This window comes from Lysinibacillus sp. NPDC096212, assembly GCF_044763105.1.
In the GTDB taxonomy this organism is placed as follows: domain Bacteria; phylum Bacillota; class Bacilli; order Bacillales_A; family Planococcaceae; genus Lysinibacillus.
In genome coordinates, this window is record NZ_JBIWFQ010000018.1 from 12,406 (window position 1) to 28,521 (window position 16,116).

Consider the following 16,116-nt stretch of genomic DNA (forward strand, 5'->3'; position numbering starts at 1 on the left):
AAAGTCTTAGTTCTAGCTTTAGATTTACGTGTTGTAGTTGAATAAAGAAAGGAAGATTCGATGAAACTGAAAACATTAACTAAATTAGGGATGGCTTTAGGGCTTGGCTTTTTGCTAGCTGCATGTAGTGGTGACGATTCAAGTAAGAGCGATGGTAACTCAAAGGACGTCAATCTAGCCTACGTTGAATGGGATACAGAAATTGCTTCCACTAATGTAGTTGGGCAGGTGCTTGAGGATTTAGGTTACAATGTAACATTAACACCACTCGATAATGCAATTATGTGGGAGGCTGTTTCAAAAGGTGAAGCAGATGGTATGGTTGCCGCATGGTTGCCAAATACACATGCCCCACAGTACGAAAAATATAAGGCTGATCTTGATGAGCTAGGTGAAAACCTTGCTGGTGCCAAAATAGGTTTAGTAGTACCAAGCTATATGGACGTTAATTCGATTGAGGATTTAAAAAAGCAAGCAGATCGCACAATTACAGGTATTGAGCCTGGTGCTGGGATTACAGCTGCTACTGAAAAAGCTTTAGATGAATATGATAACTTAGCAGATTGGAATCTATTAACATCTTCATCTGGTGCTATGACAACTTCTCTTGCTAAAGCGATTAAAAACAAAGAAGACATCGTCGTGACTGGCTGGTCCCCTCACTGGAAATTCGCTAAATACGATCTTAAATATTTAGATGATCCAAAAGGCGTTTATGGTGGCGAAGAAACGATTAACACATTCGCTCGTAAAGGTTTAAAAGAAGATCAACCAGATGTTTATTCTGTACTAGATAACTTCCACTGGACATCAGAAGACTTAGAGAACGTTATGCTAGAAATTATGGATGGCAAAGACCCAAAACAAGCCGCTAAAGATTGGGTAGAAGCCAATGCAGACAAAGTGGCTGAATGGACGAAGGATGTTAAATAATTATTAAAAATGCGTGTCTAAAAAGCAGTTTTCAACTGCTGCTTTTAGGCACCTTTTTATATTTACCATGATATGGACACCTCATATATATATATTGATTACGATAAAATACATATTGTGTTAAAATAAATTTATGGTTTATAAAAAGAAAATTATTAGTATTTCAAGTATTATAAAGCTAAATGTAGGTCCAATAAGAGAAACTATTGGTCTTATTGTTTAGAAAATCTATTGTTTGAGTTAAATGCAAACAGAAACTTAATTTAGAATTTTGTCTCACATTATATAAATTGTAAAGGATTTGAACGTAAGATGATCGAATTATTTGCTATGAATATCAATAATTCCATTTGTTTTTCAACGTACAAACAACTAATGCAATTCTTACCACAAAAAAAGCAAGACAAATTAAAAAAATTTACTAGAATAGAAGATTCGATAAGAGGTCTTTTTGCAGAAATATTAATACGAAATATTATTATACAACAAAAACTTAAAAATAATTTTCAATTTGAGTTTGCAACTAATCCTTATGGAAAACCATATTTATCTGATGTAGAAAACTTTTATTTTAATTTAAGCCATTCAGAAGATTGGGTAATATGTGCAATAAATAGTAATCACATTGGCATTGATATAGAAAAAGAAAAGTTTATTGATATTACGCTAGCAAAACAGTTCTTTACAGAAAAAGAATGTGATTACATTTTTTCATTAGAAAACTATCAATTGAATAGATTTTTTGAAATATGGACTTTAAAAGAAAGCTATATCAAAGCAATCGGAATTGGTCTATCTCTTCCTCTAAACTCTTTCTCAATTATAAAAGATAGCATTGATCAAAATTTTATAATTGAGTCACAATTCCAGGACAGAAAGTTTTATTTAAAAAATTATTTAATAGATTCAACCTATCAAATCGCAGTTTGCGCACGTAATTATGATTTTCCTTCTGATATAAAATATGTTGATCCTGAAGATTTGGTGATAGAAGCTTTAAATAATAGCTCACTTAAATATAAATAATGTAACTTTAACTACTAAAATACTTTAAATTAAACATAGTTTTTTATAAAATTCTATATACTGTCCTCACAAATCATTCTTTTAAGCCATTATTCGGATTGTAAACACTTAAACCTATTAGTAGAACACTAGTTAATTAATTATATACGGTGCCGAGTATGATGTTGCTTTTGAAAAACAAACTACTTCTCTGAATTATAAAATTTCTTTACATTCATTTTTATGTAATAAAATAAGGCGCCATTTCAGATTCTTTGAAGTTGGCGCCAATGAGTGAAATTTCGATTTTAAGATGTTGGAGTTATGTAGGCTATAACTCAAATTAATATTTCTTTATATTTTAATAAAGATTGGCCAAATGTCATTGATGCTCCATGGTCACGATATGATGGAACTAACCAATCATTTTCATTTAATGCTAATGCACTGCCGACTTGTGATGCCTCTTGCCCCTCAAATGGTGCATACGTTCCAATCCTGCCCTGCCTCTGTAAACTTACTGCTTTTCTATCGAACTCTCTAATCCTACCAATTCTTTTGTGATGAGAGATTCATAATCCTTATTTAAAAGTTTTCCTTCTTCACACACCACTCTTCTTATTGGAAAATGTTGTTCCAAATAATCCACCCCCTATTTTTTATTCACTCAATATCAAAAAGGTTAATTTTTACAATTAGAGAGTTTAAATCTTTTATAAAATAATAAACGAGTTCAATTTTATATAGTTTGGTAAAGGCTGAATGTCCATTAAATTATTTTCTAGCAATACTAAATTTTCATTCTCTTCAATCTCTCCAAATCCTGAAAATCTATAAGTCATATACATCATTCGATTTTTATTAGTTGGAACGAATTCTGCACGTAGACGTACATTTGCATTCTTAGCTAGATGCATAACATAATTGAGCATAATCGTACCAATTCCCCTGGACATAACTCTGCACGACATAAGTAACAGCTTTATAGTCCATACATATTTATCGCATTCAATTAGTACTACTCCTATTTTCCCATATGCTCCATATTTATCTTTTAAATCAGCTATTAATAATTTATGTCTATCCGATTTACTGAAATTATCCAGTTCTTCATAAGAATAAGTATATCCAGTTGCATTTAACTGATGAGTTCTTACCGTTAACTCCTCTGCTCGCTGTAAATCACCACCACTGACTGGAGATATGGTAAGTTCCATATTAAGGGTTTCTAAAAATTCCGCTTTTGTACCCTCATAGCTTTTTTCTTCTTTATTGCGTTCTATATCACTTAAATACATTTTTCTTCTCATTTTCGAATCTTCTGTTATAAAATTCGGATTCATTTCAGGCAGACTAAGTAAGCCATTTAGATCAGTCGCATCTAGACACATTACTTCTGGGACTGAAAAACTGACTTCCTCTCTTTCGAAAGGCTGATCATCTATAAATGCCAAAGTATCAAGTCCAATATTAATAGACTGGGCTATCTTTTTAATAGCTTCCCCCTTTGAATTCCAGTTAATTTGAGGATAAATAAAATACTCCTCAATACCGAATTCTTTAAGCTTCTCAATTGCTAAATGATGTTCATTTTTACTTGCAATAGATTGTAATATGCCACGCTTATCTAATTCCTCTAAAATTTTTTTTACACCTTCACGTAATATAACATTCTTATCTTCAAGTAAAACGCCTTGCCATATTGTATGATCAAGATCCCAAACAACACACTTCACTTTTCGTTCTTGTGAACTAATCTCTAACATGTTACACCTCCGATAAGAACCATTCTTCTAGTTGTTTCCAATAATATTTTTAGCAATTAAAATTTCATGCATCTGTGTAGTTCCTTCAATGATTTCATTAATCTTTGCATCTCTATAATATCTTTCTACTGAATATTCTTGGCTTAATCCATTAGCGCCATGAATCTGCACGGAATCCCCTGCAACCTTATTTATCATTGTAGAAGCAAAGTACTTTGCATTCCATGTCTCCATAATGGTTTCGGGGTCTCCAGTTTCCTTCAGATAGCCAGCATTTAAACACATTAATCTTGCAGCCTTTACATTAACAACCATTTCCGTTATCATTTTCTGAATTAATTGATTTTGACTTAATGTATATCCAAATTGTTCTCTTTTCTTTGCATAATGTACACTTTCTTCAATACACGCCTGTCCAATGCCAACACACCCCCAAGCAATTGTATATCTACCGTAGTCTAAACAAGAGAATGCGACATGGGATAATCCTATACCAGGTCTACCAATCATATTTGTCTCAGGAATATGGCAATCATCCATGAATATTTCTGCTACCATTGATGCCTTCAAACCCATCATTCCATGAATTCCTTTCGTTGAAAAACCTTGGCTATTTTTTTCAACTAAAAATGCAGTTGGTTTACCATCTAATTTTGCAAAAATAATGAAAATATCAGCTATTTGGCCCATAGTAATCCATTTTTTGCTACCGTTTATAATAAAGTTGCCATTTAAAAGTGCAGCAGATGTTTCTATACTTTTAGCGTCACTACCTATTTTAGGTTCAGTTAAACCAAAAGCTCCTATGCTTTCACCTTTCGCCATTTTTGGAAGCCAATATTCCTTTTGCTCATCTGTCCCCCACTTTTCAATCGCAATGGCTACCATACCATGTACTGTCAACAATGCTCTAGTTGAAGAACATCCTCTTCCCACTTCTTCATTTAATAATCCCAAAGTAATCATGTCGTAGCCTAATCCACCATACTTCTTAGAAATAGTTGCTCCTAAGAACCCACTTTTAGAAACCTTTTCTATAAGTTCGGTAGGCAAATATTCAGCTCGATCATTTTCCCCTGCGTAAGGAATTATTTCAGATTGAACAAAAGCTCTAAAACTTTCTTGATATTTTAATTGTTCTTTTGTAAATTCTATATTCATATTTTCACCATCATTCAATTATTATTTACTTGATTTTCGGTAGTTGTTTCATTGTGCTTTTTACTAATAAAAGAGACAATTGAATCAATCGTTCTGAAATTAGCAAAGTCTAAATCTTTATTTTCAACCTTTATGTTAAATTCCTTTTCAATAAACATAACTAACTGCATTGCGAAGAGTGAATTGACAAACCCTGTTGAAAATATATCTTCATTATCCATTAATTCATGGCTTTTAAAAAACTTAGAAAGATACGTTTTTATTTTCATTTTAGTTTCAGACATTTATTCATACTCCTTTGGACATTTTTTTAATAAGTATAAAATCCTTGACCAACTTTCTTACCGTACAATCCTGCATCAACCATTTTACGTAGTAAAGGACAGCAACGATATTTCGAATCTTGGAAGCTTTCATATAAAACATCTAGTGAATTTACAACAGTATCGAGTCCAATTAAGTCAGCTGTTTCAAGTGGCCCCATCTTATGTCCGTAACACTTTTTAAAAATGTTATCTACATCTTTAGGTGCTGCTACTTGATCCTGTACAACATAGGCTGCCTCATTCATAAAAAGATGAGAGATTCTGTTCGATACAAAACCAGGTAAATCATTAACAATAATGCACTCTTTCCCAATATGTTTAAGAAGTTCTTTTGTTAGAAAAATAGTTTCCTCCGATGTATGATATCCTTTAATAACCTCAATAGTAGTCATAAGCGGTACAGGATTCATAAAATGTGTTCCAATACACTTCTCCGGCCTATTGGTTAATGCTGCTATTTTTGTAATAGGAATACAAGAAGTATTAACTAAAAAAATACAGTTTTCTGTACAAATTTTATCTATTTTTTCATAAACTGATTTTTTAACCTCCCATTTTTCAGGGACATTTTCAACAACAAAATCTACTTGTTCTAATAGCTGGTAATCCGTTGAGAAGTTGACTCTTGATAAAATTTCTTCCGAGTCATCATCTATCTTGTTTTTGTTAAATAAAGCGTGAAAACGAATATTTTGGCGTATTTCTTCTTTTGCATGCTCTAATTTCCCCTCAGAAATGTCTAATAATATGACATTTAATCCCTCCTGAGCAAAATTTTGAGCTACTCCTCTTCCCATTACTCCTGCTCCAATGACGGCTATTTTTCTCATACTAAATTACCCCTTTTTATTTACATAATTTTAATAATTATATAAAAATTCACTTCATATCATTATCGAGCATTCATTCAACAACCTCCTGTATTATCATTTTTTTATAAATATAACCATTTTAATGCTTATTTTTTAACCTTACTATTTTTTTGTATGATAAAAACTTATAATCTGTATTTATCACTCTTGATATTTTAGTAAGGGAGTCATCTAGGCTAACTTCAATAAAAGTAGTTATACCAAAATCAATCATTTTTTCTATTGAGATTTTCCAATTCATTGAGCTTGGCATATTTTTCACTAGTTCTTTCTTTAAGTCAGAAGCACTTTGAAGAACATTTTGGTTAAATACTGAAACTATCGGTATTCTACTATCATCAACCTTTATTTTTTCAACAAGATTTATTAATTTATCAATCCCTTTTTCAGCAAATGGAGTATGGAATGCATAGGGGACATTTATTTTTACAACCTTTATAGCGCCCTCCTCTTCCGCTTTATCCAAAATTTGATTTATATCATTTTTCTTTCCAGCTATTACAATGCAGTACTTACTATTTTCACTAGCAATCTTAACAGTTTCGAAAAAATTGTTTTTTTCAATTAAGTTTACAACTTGTTGGTAATTCAAGCCTATTATAGTTGCCATAGACTCCTCTTGCCTTGAAATACCTTTAGGATATTCATATATAGTTAGTAGCATGTGCAATCCTGTTTCAAAAGAAATAGATTTTCCACATGACATTGCAGTAATCAAGCCCATACTGTAACCTAGAAATATTTTAGGGTTTACACCAATGGAAATATATGTATTAAATACTATATTATCACAGGTGTAGATAGCAATCCAATCATTGAAAAAGTCATCATATTTCGTTTTTTTGGAATAAAATAGATAGTTCCACAAATCTAAATCTAATTCCTTTTCCACAATGGCGCAATATTTACGTAATAATTCTAATTGCTCTTCATCCAGTAAATATAATAAACTTTGATATTCTGATCCAACTCCTTGAAAAAGAAACGCATTTCCACCATCAAAATAATCCACCTTTTCCCTCCTATAATATAATTTTAGACACCATTGTTCTAATATTGGAGTATTCATAGTATTGATAAAAAATGTAATCAATACTATGAATACTTATTCTCCAAAGGCTTAAGAGTTTAATAAGTTTTCTTCCATTATTCGGGCTATCTTTTCAACATTAATATTATTGTTAATAAAAAAATGGTTGCCGTTTAAATCGTATAATTCACAATCTCTATCGCACAAATATTTCCAGCTATTTTTTTGATAGAAATCTATATTATCTTCTGTCCCATTTAAAACAGATATATTACACTGAATCTTTTCATCCCTTTCTTTGTAAACATAATTTTCTACTATCCTTATATCATTTTTTAGAATAGGTAAAATAAACTCTAGTAATTCTTTCGATTCTAGTACCTCATCAGCAATTCCGCCTAACGCTACGATCCTATCCATAAATTCTTTATCAGGCATTTTATGACTAATAATAATATTACCTTTTACATTGGGAGAAAATCTGCCAGAAAAAAATAAATGCTTTGGCTTTCTATTACTGGTATTAATGATTTTATAATATAGCTCATATGTCAAAAGCGCTCCCATACTATGCCCATAAATTGCATATTCTTCTTGTTGGATTTTATCATGTATTTGACAATAAATATCCTCCACTGCTTCATTTAGATTTTGATAAAAACCTTCACAAAACCTTTTTCCTCTTCCTTTTAGTGTAATAGCATGTATTTCTATACGTTGATTTATAAATTTATTCCAATTATGATATATCAGCTCTGAACCACCGGCATATGGCAAACAAAATAAAAGCATCATGAGCTCCCCTTTTATGTTTAACATATTTAGTATTTTTAAAGATCTGTTGATTGAATCACCTTAAAAGTGTTATAAGTTCATTAAATATTTTAAAAGGTTCACTTATAACATTACTTTTATCAGCTGCCTCTTGATTTAAATGAATGACAAAACTATATCCATTATATTTATAAAGAATATTCTGAAACCCTAGTCCATGCCCCTCATGTCCTAACATATCGTTCACATTAAAGATACCTAATCCCATATTCACTTTGTAGTCAGTTGGATAATTCATTGAAATATCAATATAGTCATTGATTATATCTTTGTTTTTTAGTAACACTCCATCTACAAATGCATCAAGCCATATAAGTAAATCACTAGCATTAGATATCATACCTCCTGATGCCCAACTTGCACTTAAAGCATTATTTGTCACATCTTTTTTTTCAGGATTAGTATAACAACGACTAAAATTATATAAATTAGGTAACTCATCTACTAACCTCGTTTGTTCAAGACCCAACTTATTGCATATTCTATTTTGTATATTTTCTTCTAAACTTACATGTGTAATTTTTTCGATAATTAATCCTAATAATATATATCCGGTACTAGAGTAAATCCAAATGTTATTATTAAATGTCTGATCGTATGGTAAAGATAAACCATAGTATAATAATTCTTCCTTAGTCCATTCTCTATTACTTTCTAAACCTTTAATAAAACTAGGATGTTTTACAAAGTCATGTATTCCACTAGTGTGATTTAATAAACTTTTTATTGTTATATTATTAAAATAATCCGCTTTATATTGTTCTAATAATTCTGGAAGAAAATGTATAACAGAATCATCTAAATTTAATAACCCTTCCTCCATCAATTGTAATATTATAGTTGCCACAAATGTCTTAGTAATGCTTCCTATTTTAAAATTAGTAGTAGACTTCATATTTATATTATTCTTTATATCCGCAAGCCCTTTTGAAATAACAGTATTTTGTCCATCAGGAGCTTTTATTCCCAATATCAATCCTGGAGCCTTGTATTTATTTAAAAAAAACGATAAATTGTTTTCTAAACTAGCTATATTTAATTGCTTTTTATTTAAAGAAATAAATTCTAATAAAATTTCTTTATATTTTTTTGCTAAATTAGCTATAGTATCAGATTTATATGCTTTTGTATTGAACGTTAATAATATTTTTAATTTTCCATTGCTTATGTTCCCATTAAACTCCAATTCAAAATGTCTTTCACTATTGATACTAATATTACTTCCATGTTCCTCTTCAATTATCTCGAATATTCTACCTTTATTCTCTAAATCCGTTTCTCCGTGGTAATTAAAACAAATTTGAGGAGTCATGAACCTATCAATATCTTTTTTATTTTCTTCTTCAGTTAAATATTTTAAGATATGATAACCTATACCATTTCTAGGGATAGCATTTCTTATCAAGATTGTTCTATCTAAATAATCTATCAAATTATTAGTTTCTGGAGCTTCTAAAATAATAGGATAGATAGATGTAAACCATCCTACTGTTCTTTGAATACTTACATCATTAAATAAATCTTCTCGTCCATGCCCTTCAAACATAATTGCATTTTCCTTACTTCCAGTCCAATTCTGTAAAACAAACGATAACGCAGATAGTAAAATATTAACAACACTTGTTTTGTATAATTCAGAACATTTTTCCAACAAAGCCTCAGTTTCTTCTAGATTAAGAGATATTTCGTAAGTATCGCTATCTCTCATAGTATTAGTATCATGACTAAAATCAAAAGGAACGCTATTTATTTTTCTTTGGATATTTCTCCAATAGGACTTTTCTTTTAAAAACGCTTCACTATTACTAAAATAATAAAGTTTTTTAGACCATTCTTTGATTGAATTAGATTTGTTAGTTAGTTTAATATCTTTCTTACGTAAAAACTGTTTATATAAACTTTGGATATCATTTATTAAAATACCCCACGATACAGTATCGACTGCCAAATGATGAATTAAGATGTATATATAATCAAAATTGTTTGTTTTAAATACAACTGTACTCATCATTGGACCTAATTTTAGATCTACATTTTTTTGTAATTCCTTTACTTTTTTCAAAAAAATTGATTTGTCCTGTTCTAGATTATCAAGGTAAACAACTTCATAATTAAAAGGATAATTAGACCCTAAGATCTCCCCAACTACTTCATCATTTACTGTTGTAAAGCCCATTCTTAATGAATCATGATGCATTTGTACTTCTTTTAATATATCCCTTAATACATCCACATTTATTTTTTCATTACATTTTAAAAAAGTTGCTTGATGAAAATACTCTGGTTCAATTTTATGTGATTCAAAAAACCATTTTTGAATAGGGGTTAATTTAAACTTACCTACTGTAGGTTCTATTAATAATGAATTTCTTTCAAGTGAATTAATAACTTCTACGATTTTTTTTATGGTTCTGTATTTAAAAATATCACTTAGCTTTAATGTTAAATTCTTTTCATTTAACTTATAAATACATTTAATCGCTTTAATGGAATCTCCACCCAAATGGAAAAAATCATCATTTATCCCAACTTTTTTATGAACAAAAATTTCCTCCCAAATTTCCACAAGTAAACATTCGTATTCGTTTGAGGGCTTTTCATAATTACCTTCTTTTAAATATTTATCTCCCTTTAATTCCTTTAAAATTCTTCTATCTGGTTTACCACTTTGATTTTTGGGTATGGAATCTAATTGCATATAATAAGATGGAACCATGTATTCGGGTAACTCATTCAATAAAAAAGTTCTTATTTCTGATAGAATCATTTTTTTATCAGCTACCACATAACATGCTAGATTGTATTCATGATGCTGGTCCTTTATTGTAACAACCACCGCTTCATTTATATGTCTATTTAGAAGTAATCTTCTCTCGATTTCTTCTAATTCTATTCTATATCCTCTTATTTTTACCTGATAATCCTCTCTACCAACATACTCAATATTTCCATCTGGTAACCATCGAGCTATGTCACCTGTTCTATAAATTTTTTCGCATTCAATATAAGGATTTGGAATGAATTTTTGTTTCGTTAATTCTAGATTATTTAGGTATCCTCGCGCTATGCCAATTCCACCAATACAAAGTTCACCATGAACTCCTATAGGCTGTATTTTTTGATTTTTATCTAAAATATAAATTTTTGTGTTATATATCGGTTTTCCAATAGGTACTGTTTTATTATCTTTGTTTATTCTATAATCTGTCCAAGCTGCTGCACATACAGTAGTTTCAGTTGGTCCATAGGCATTTACATATTGTACTTTACCATTCCATTTTTTTACTAACTCACTATTTGATTCGGAGCCTGCTGTTATTAATAATCTTAAATAGTTTATTTTATGAGGACTTAAATTTGAAGCATAGACAGGAGGCAATGTAGCTACCGTTATTCTATTGATATTTAAAAACGCTTCAAAGGCGTTTACATCATTAATTACATATCTAGGAACAATAAAAAGTGTTGCCCCGGTTAACAGTGCCATGCTCATTTCCCAAACTGCTGCATCAAATGTACAATTTGCAAATTGAATTATGTTATCTTTTTCGCAAATGTTATACTCATTTTCGAAATAGGATTTTAAATTAGCTAAACCTTTATGTTCAACCATTACTCCCTTAGGTCTACCAGTGGATCCTGATGTGTAAATAATATAAGCTAAATCATTTATCTCATTTACATTTTCCAAATTTTCAATACTATTTTTATATACTTTATCATCTGCAACATTGACTGTTTCCTTTTCTTTCAACAAACCTGTATTTATATTCCCCTGCGTTAAGATAATTGCTACTCTACTATCTTCTAGAATATATTGAATTCTCTCTTCAGGGTATTCTGGATCAATAGGTAAATATGCACCACCAGCTTTTAATATTGCTAATATACCTACTACCATCTCTATAGATTGATTGACGAAGATACCAACTACAGTATCGCGTTTTACTCCCTTATCCCTCAATATTCTTGCAAGTTGATTAGATTTCTCATTAAGTTGACTATATGTCACCTTATTATTTTCGTATATAACTGCAATTTGATCAGGTGTGTTTTTAACTTGTTCTTCAAACAATTGATGCATTGGTTTATTCTTGTCATATATCATAGATGTATTATTAAATTGATTTATTTTATCTTTTTCCTTTTGAGAAAGTACATTAATATCTTTCAATTTTCGATCTATATTTTCAATAATTGAATATAAAAGATTGCTAAAGCAGTCACTCATCAATTCTATTGTTTCTCTTTTATAAATTTTTGTACAATATTCAAAACTACAATTCATTTCATTTTTTTCTTCAGTTATATTTAAAGTCAAATCAAATTTCGATGTTTTACCTATATAATTGTATTTTTTTATTTTCAATTCTTCAATTTCAAAATTAGCTTCATCTAAATTTTGATAGACAAACATTGTATCGAATAAAGCATTCCTACTTGTATCTCGATTAATTTCTAGCTTTCCTATTAACTCATCAAATTGATAATCTTGATTATCAAATGCCTTCAAAACCGTTTCTTTAGTTTCTTTTAAAAATTCTTTAAATGTCTTATTTGCCTCAGGATAATTCCTTATTGCAACAGTATTCACAAACATACCCATAAGATTTTGTAAATCAATGTGATTCCTACCGGACATCGGTGTCCCTATAATTAAATCTTCTTGATTTGTATATTTTGATAAAAGAGTTGAATATGCAGCAAGTAAAACCATATATAAAGTGCTATCATTTTCCTTTGCAATCTTTTTTAGTTTATTCGTTATAAAAGAATCTATTTCAAATGTGAGAGAATCCCCTTCAAAGTTAAATTTACTAGGTCTTTTATAATCAGAAGGTAAATTTAATATTGGTAATTCACTTTTAAATACATCAAGCCAATATTTTTCTTGTTTTTTTATCTCCTTTGTATTGAAAAATCCCTTTTGCCAAGCAGAATAATCTTTATATTGTATATCATTCACAATTAAATCTTTTTCATTAACGTAACTGGCTAATTGCTCTAATAAAATATTTATTGACGTACCATCTGCAATAATGTGATGAATATCAAAAATTAGTATATGCCGTTTATTATCTATACTAATGACGCCTACTCTTAATAAAGGAGCCTTCTGCAATAAAAACGGTTTTGAAAATTCTCTAATCTTTTTATCAATATCCATTTCATTTACCACTTGCATTCTTTCTATTTTAAAATCAATTTCTTCAAAATAATGAATTTTCTGTACTATTATTCCATCAACTACATCAAAGCTAGTCCTTAGTATCTCATTATTTTTAATTATTTTTTTTAAACCATCTGTTATTTTCGATACATTCAACTTGCCTATTACTTCCATTGCTTCAGTAATATTATAAACATTACTAGCTGTTTCGAATTCTTGAGTAAGGTATATTCTTTTTTGAGCTGATGATGCCTCATAGTATCTTTTTTCTTGAATCTTTTTAATTTTTCTATACTCTTTTTTACGCACTGAAGATATATAGGAAGCAATATTTTTTATATTTTCTAGGTTAAAAAAATCTTTTATAGGAATATCTATATTTAGTTCTTTATGAATTCTTCCAACTACCTTTATAGCATTTAAAGAATGCCCACCTACGTCAAAAAAACTATCGTTAATACTTATCGTATAATTTATCTTTAAGATGTCCTTCCATATTTGAATTAGTTTTTCCTCGATATCATTTTTGGGATGTTCGTATATGCCTAATTTGCTTTCATCTTCTAATTTATTAAGCTTTAATCTATCAACCTTACCATTAATCGTAAGTGGTATTTTCTCTAATTTAATGAAGTTTGCAGGCATCATATAACTTGGCAATGTTTCTTTTAATTTCTCTCGTATTAAATCTTTACTATAATTACAGTTAGCTACATAATATGCGTATATATATTTATTATCTTCAATCTCTTTTACCAATACGACTGCTTCATTTATTTCATTTATTTTTAATAATGCATTTTCTATCTCACCAAGTTCTATTCTATATCCTCTTATTTTAACTTGATAATCTATTCTCTCGATAAATTCAATATTCCCATCTGGAAGCCACCTTGCCAAATCCCCAGTTTTATACATTTTATCATCTGTTTCATATGGATTTTCCACAAATTTCTTCTCAGTTAAATCGTTTCTATTTATATAACCTGATGCTAATCCCTCTCCCGATATACAAAGTTCGCCCGGTACCCCTATTGGCTGTAATTTGTTATTATTACCGATAACATATAATTTTGTATTTGAAATTGGTCCACCAATCGGAACAAATATATCTTCCTCATCTATATCATTTATTGGATAATAAGTTGCGAAAATAGTACTTTCCGTTGGGCCATATAAATTTATTATTCTATTAGGGCCCAAAAAATCGAATGCTTTCTTTGCATGCTTTAAAGATAATTTTTCCCCACCTATTAGTATTTTTTTAACATTTTGTAGGGATTTTAAATTTAATTCTACTAATGAATGGAATAAAGCAGTTGTAATAAACAATATACTTATTTTTTCTTTTTCTATTAATGATCCTAATTCTTTCAAATCGAGGGTATGATATTTTTCTGGAATTACAAGTCTTGCCCCATTTAATAAAGAACCGAATATTTCGAAAATAGATCCATCAAATACATAACTTGATAACTGTAAGAAGATATCATTTTTATTGATATTAATATAATTTGTATTGCCGACTAGGCGACTGATAACACAAGATTGGTTTATTAATGTTCCTTTTGGCCTACCTGTTGATCCGGATGTATAAATGATATACGCTAGTTCATTCCCTTCAAATGGAATATTAAGGTTATCAGCATTTAATATTTCATTCTCTTTAAGATCAATTTTTATTATTTTACACCCCAGGTTAACTATATCCTTTGAATTTCCCTGTTTTAATAATATTTTACAATTCGAATCTTCTAACATATACTTAACTCTTTCTTCTGGGTATTTATAATCAATAGGTAAATATGCTGCACCGGCTTTTAATATTGCTAAAATTCCTATTATCATTTCTGGGGATTTCTCAGCAATTAATCCAACTACGTCTCCTTTTTCCACGTTATTATCTTTTAGTTTATTTGCGATGATATTTGATTTTTCATTAAGCTCTTTATATGAAAACTTTTCATTTTTAAAAACAATCGCAATATGATCTGGGTTATTTTCTACTTGTTTTTCAAAAATTTCACTTAATGACAGATTTTTAGGAAAAGATATACTTGTACTATTAATGTCTTTCAACTTACTTTTTTCCTTTTCACTTATAATATCAATATCATCTATTCTAATTGTTAAGTTATTTATTACCTTTTGTAATATATTTACAAATATATCTTTTAGAATAAATATCTGATTCTCTTCGACATAATCAAAGCTATTAAATATTAAGGAAATTGAATCTTCTTTTACTCTAATATTTAAAGTAAGATCATTATTTGGTAGATTTAAAATATTTTTTATTTGAAGATCACTATGTAATTCTTCCATTACACAAAATACATTTATTTTTTCGTAAATAAAGTTTCTTTTATACAATTGTTCTAAAGGATAAAATTCATATAAAAAAGAATTAAAAAGAACATTTTTTTCATTAGAAAGAACTTTTTTAAAATCCAATTCTTTAGTTAATAGTTGTTTGGATAAAAGAAACTCATTATTTGCTTGTCTTTTATTATCTTTAATATATGGTGGAATTCCGATCGCAAATTGTGAGTATGAACACATTCTAGATAATGCAATTTTGAATACTGTTAATATTAATGTATATATCATTATATTTTTGTCTTTTGTTAATTGTTTTATTTTATTAGTTATTTCTTTATCAATATCAACTTTTAAGAAATAAGATTCATTGCCCTTTTGATTTTTCTGAAATACTAAACGATCAAATTCAGTTGCTAACATTTCAATCCAAAAACTTTTAGATTTATTTATCACATCAGACTTTACTTCTTTCATTCTAGCTCACTCCTCTTTATAATTGTTCTGAGTTTGTGAAACCTATCAATAGAAATAGATCTTTATAGGGAGAAAATCTTCGCCTATACAGGGATAAATTTGAATTATTTTATTAAGTGAATTTAGTTACTTTATCAAGTATGCCTCGCGATAATTGCGTCGGGAATCGCCCGGAGGCTTTAACTTCTTACAGCGGATGTTTGGACATCCGCTGTAAACAGTC

9 protein-coding genes and 1 pseudogene are annotated in these 16,116 nt (G+C 29.4%); 2 read left to right on the forward strand and 8 right to left on the reverse strand.

Annotation, left to right across the window (positions count from 1 at the left end):
• Positions 1-60: 60 nt before the first annotated feature.
• Complete coding sequence (locus ACIQ7T_RS17140; protein ID WP_370076221.1) at positions 61-933, forward strand: glycine betaine ABC transporter substrate-binding protein; 873 nt, start codon at positions 61-63, stop codon at positions 931-933.
• 312 nt (positions 934-1,245) lie between these two features.
• Positions 1,246-1,959 (forward strand): 4'-phosphopantetheinyl transferase family protein, encoded by a 714-nt coding sequence (locus ACIQ7T_RS17145; protein ID WP_370076223.1) that lies wholly within the window; start codon positions 1,246-1,248, stop codon positions 1,957-1,959.
• A 344-nt stretch (positions 1,960-2,303) separates the two neighbouring features.
• On the opposite strand, the pseudogene ACIQ7T_RS17150 reads toward ACIQ7T_RS17145, so the two are convergent.
• The 8 genes and pseudogenes from ACIQ7T_RS17150 to ACIQ7T_RS17185 form a co-directional block, all read right to left on the reverse strand.
• A pseudogene (locus ACIQ7T_RS17150) lies at positions 2,304-2,578 on the reverse strand (thiamine pyrophosphate-dependent enzyme); the annotation flags it as partial.
• A 73-nt stretch (positions 2,579-2,651) separates the two neighbouring features.
• Positions 2,652-3,704 (reverse strand): HAD-IIIC family phosphatase, encoded by a 1,053-nt coding sequence (locus tag ACIQ7T_RS17155; protein WP_370076225.1) that lies wholly within the window; start codon positions 3,702-3,704, stop codon positions 2,652-2,654.
• A gap of 27 nt (positions 3,705-3,731) precedes the next feature.
• Positions 3,732-4,865 (reverse strand): acyl-CoA dehydrogenase family protein, encoded by a 1,134-nt coding sequence (locus tag ACIQ7T_RS17160; RefSeq protein WP_370076227.1) that lies wholly within the window; start codon positions 4,863-4,865, stop codon positions 3,732-3,734.
• 14 nt (positions 4,866-4,879) lie between these two features.
• A complete protein-coding gene (locus ACIQ7T_RS17165) occupies positions 4,880-5,149 on the reverse strand; it encodes an acyl carrier protein (RefSeq protein ID WP_370076229.1) in 270 nt (89 codons plus the stop codon).
• 26 nt (positions 5,150-5,175) lie between these two features.
• Positions 5,176-6,021, reverse strand: coding sequence for a 3-hydroxyacyl-CoA dehydrogenase family protein (locus ACIQ7T_RS17170; protein ID WP_370076231.1), 846 nt, complete (start codon positions 6,019-6,021; stop codon positions 5,176-5,178).
• A gap of 121 nt (positions 6,022-6,142) precedes the next feature.
• Positions 6,143-7,075 (reverse strand): acyltransferase domain-containing protein, encoded by a 933-nt coding sequence (locus ACIQ7T_RS17175; protein WP_370076233.1) that lies wholly within the window; start codon positions 7,073-7,075, stop codon positions 6,143-6,145.
• 108 nt (positions 7,076-7,183) lie between these two features.
• On the reverse strand, positions 7,184-7,885 hold the full coding sequence (locus ACIQ7T_RS17180; protein ID WP_402871924.1) for a thioesterase II family protein: 702 nt from the start codon (positions 7,883-7,885) through the stop codon (positions 7,184-7,186).
• 58 nt (positions 7,886-7,943) lie between these two features.
• On the reverse strand, positions 7,944-15,893 hold the full coding sequence (locus ACIQ7T_RS17185) for a non-ribosomal peptide synthetase (RefSeq protein WP_402871927.1): 7,950 nt from the start codon (positions 15,891-15,893) through the stop codon (positions 7,944-7,946).
• Positions 15,894-16,116: the final 223 nt, after the last annotated feature.

Coding starts and splice junctions, on each gene's coding strand:
- ACIQ7T_RS17140 (WP_370076221.1), top strand. CDS start 61: ATGAAACTGAAAACATTAACTAAATTAGGGATGGCTTTAGGGCTTGGC.
- ACIQ7T_RS17145 (WP_370076223.1), top strand. CDS start 1,246: ATGATCGAATTATTTGCTATGAATATCAATAATTCCATTTGTTTTTCA.
- ACIQ7T_RS17155 (WP_370076225.1), bottom strand. CDS start 3,704: ATGTTAGAGATTAGTTCACAAGAACGAAAAGTGAAGTGTGTTGTTTGG.
- ACIQ7T_RS17160 (WP_370076227.1), bottom strand. CDS start 4,865: ATGAATATAGAATTTACAAAAGAACAATTAAAATATCAAGAAAGTTTT.
- ACIQ7T_RS17165 (WP_370076229.1), bottom strand. CDS start 5,149: ATGTCTGAAACTAAAATGAAAATAAAAACGTATCTTTCTAAGTTTTTT.
- ACIQ7T_RS17170 (WP_370076231.1), bottom strand. CDS start 6,021: ATGAGAAAAATAGCCGTCATTGGAGCAGGAGTAATGGGAAGAGGAGTA.
- ACIQ7T_RS17180 (WP_402871924.1), bottom strand. CDS start 7,885: ATGCTTTTATTTTGTTTGCCATATGCCGGTGGTTCAGAGCTGATATAT.
- ACIQ7T_RS17185 (WP_402871927.1), bottom strand. CDS start 15,893: ATGAAAGAAGTAAAGTCTGATGTGATAAATAAATCTAAAAGTTTTTGG.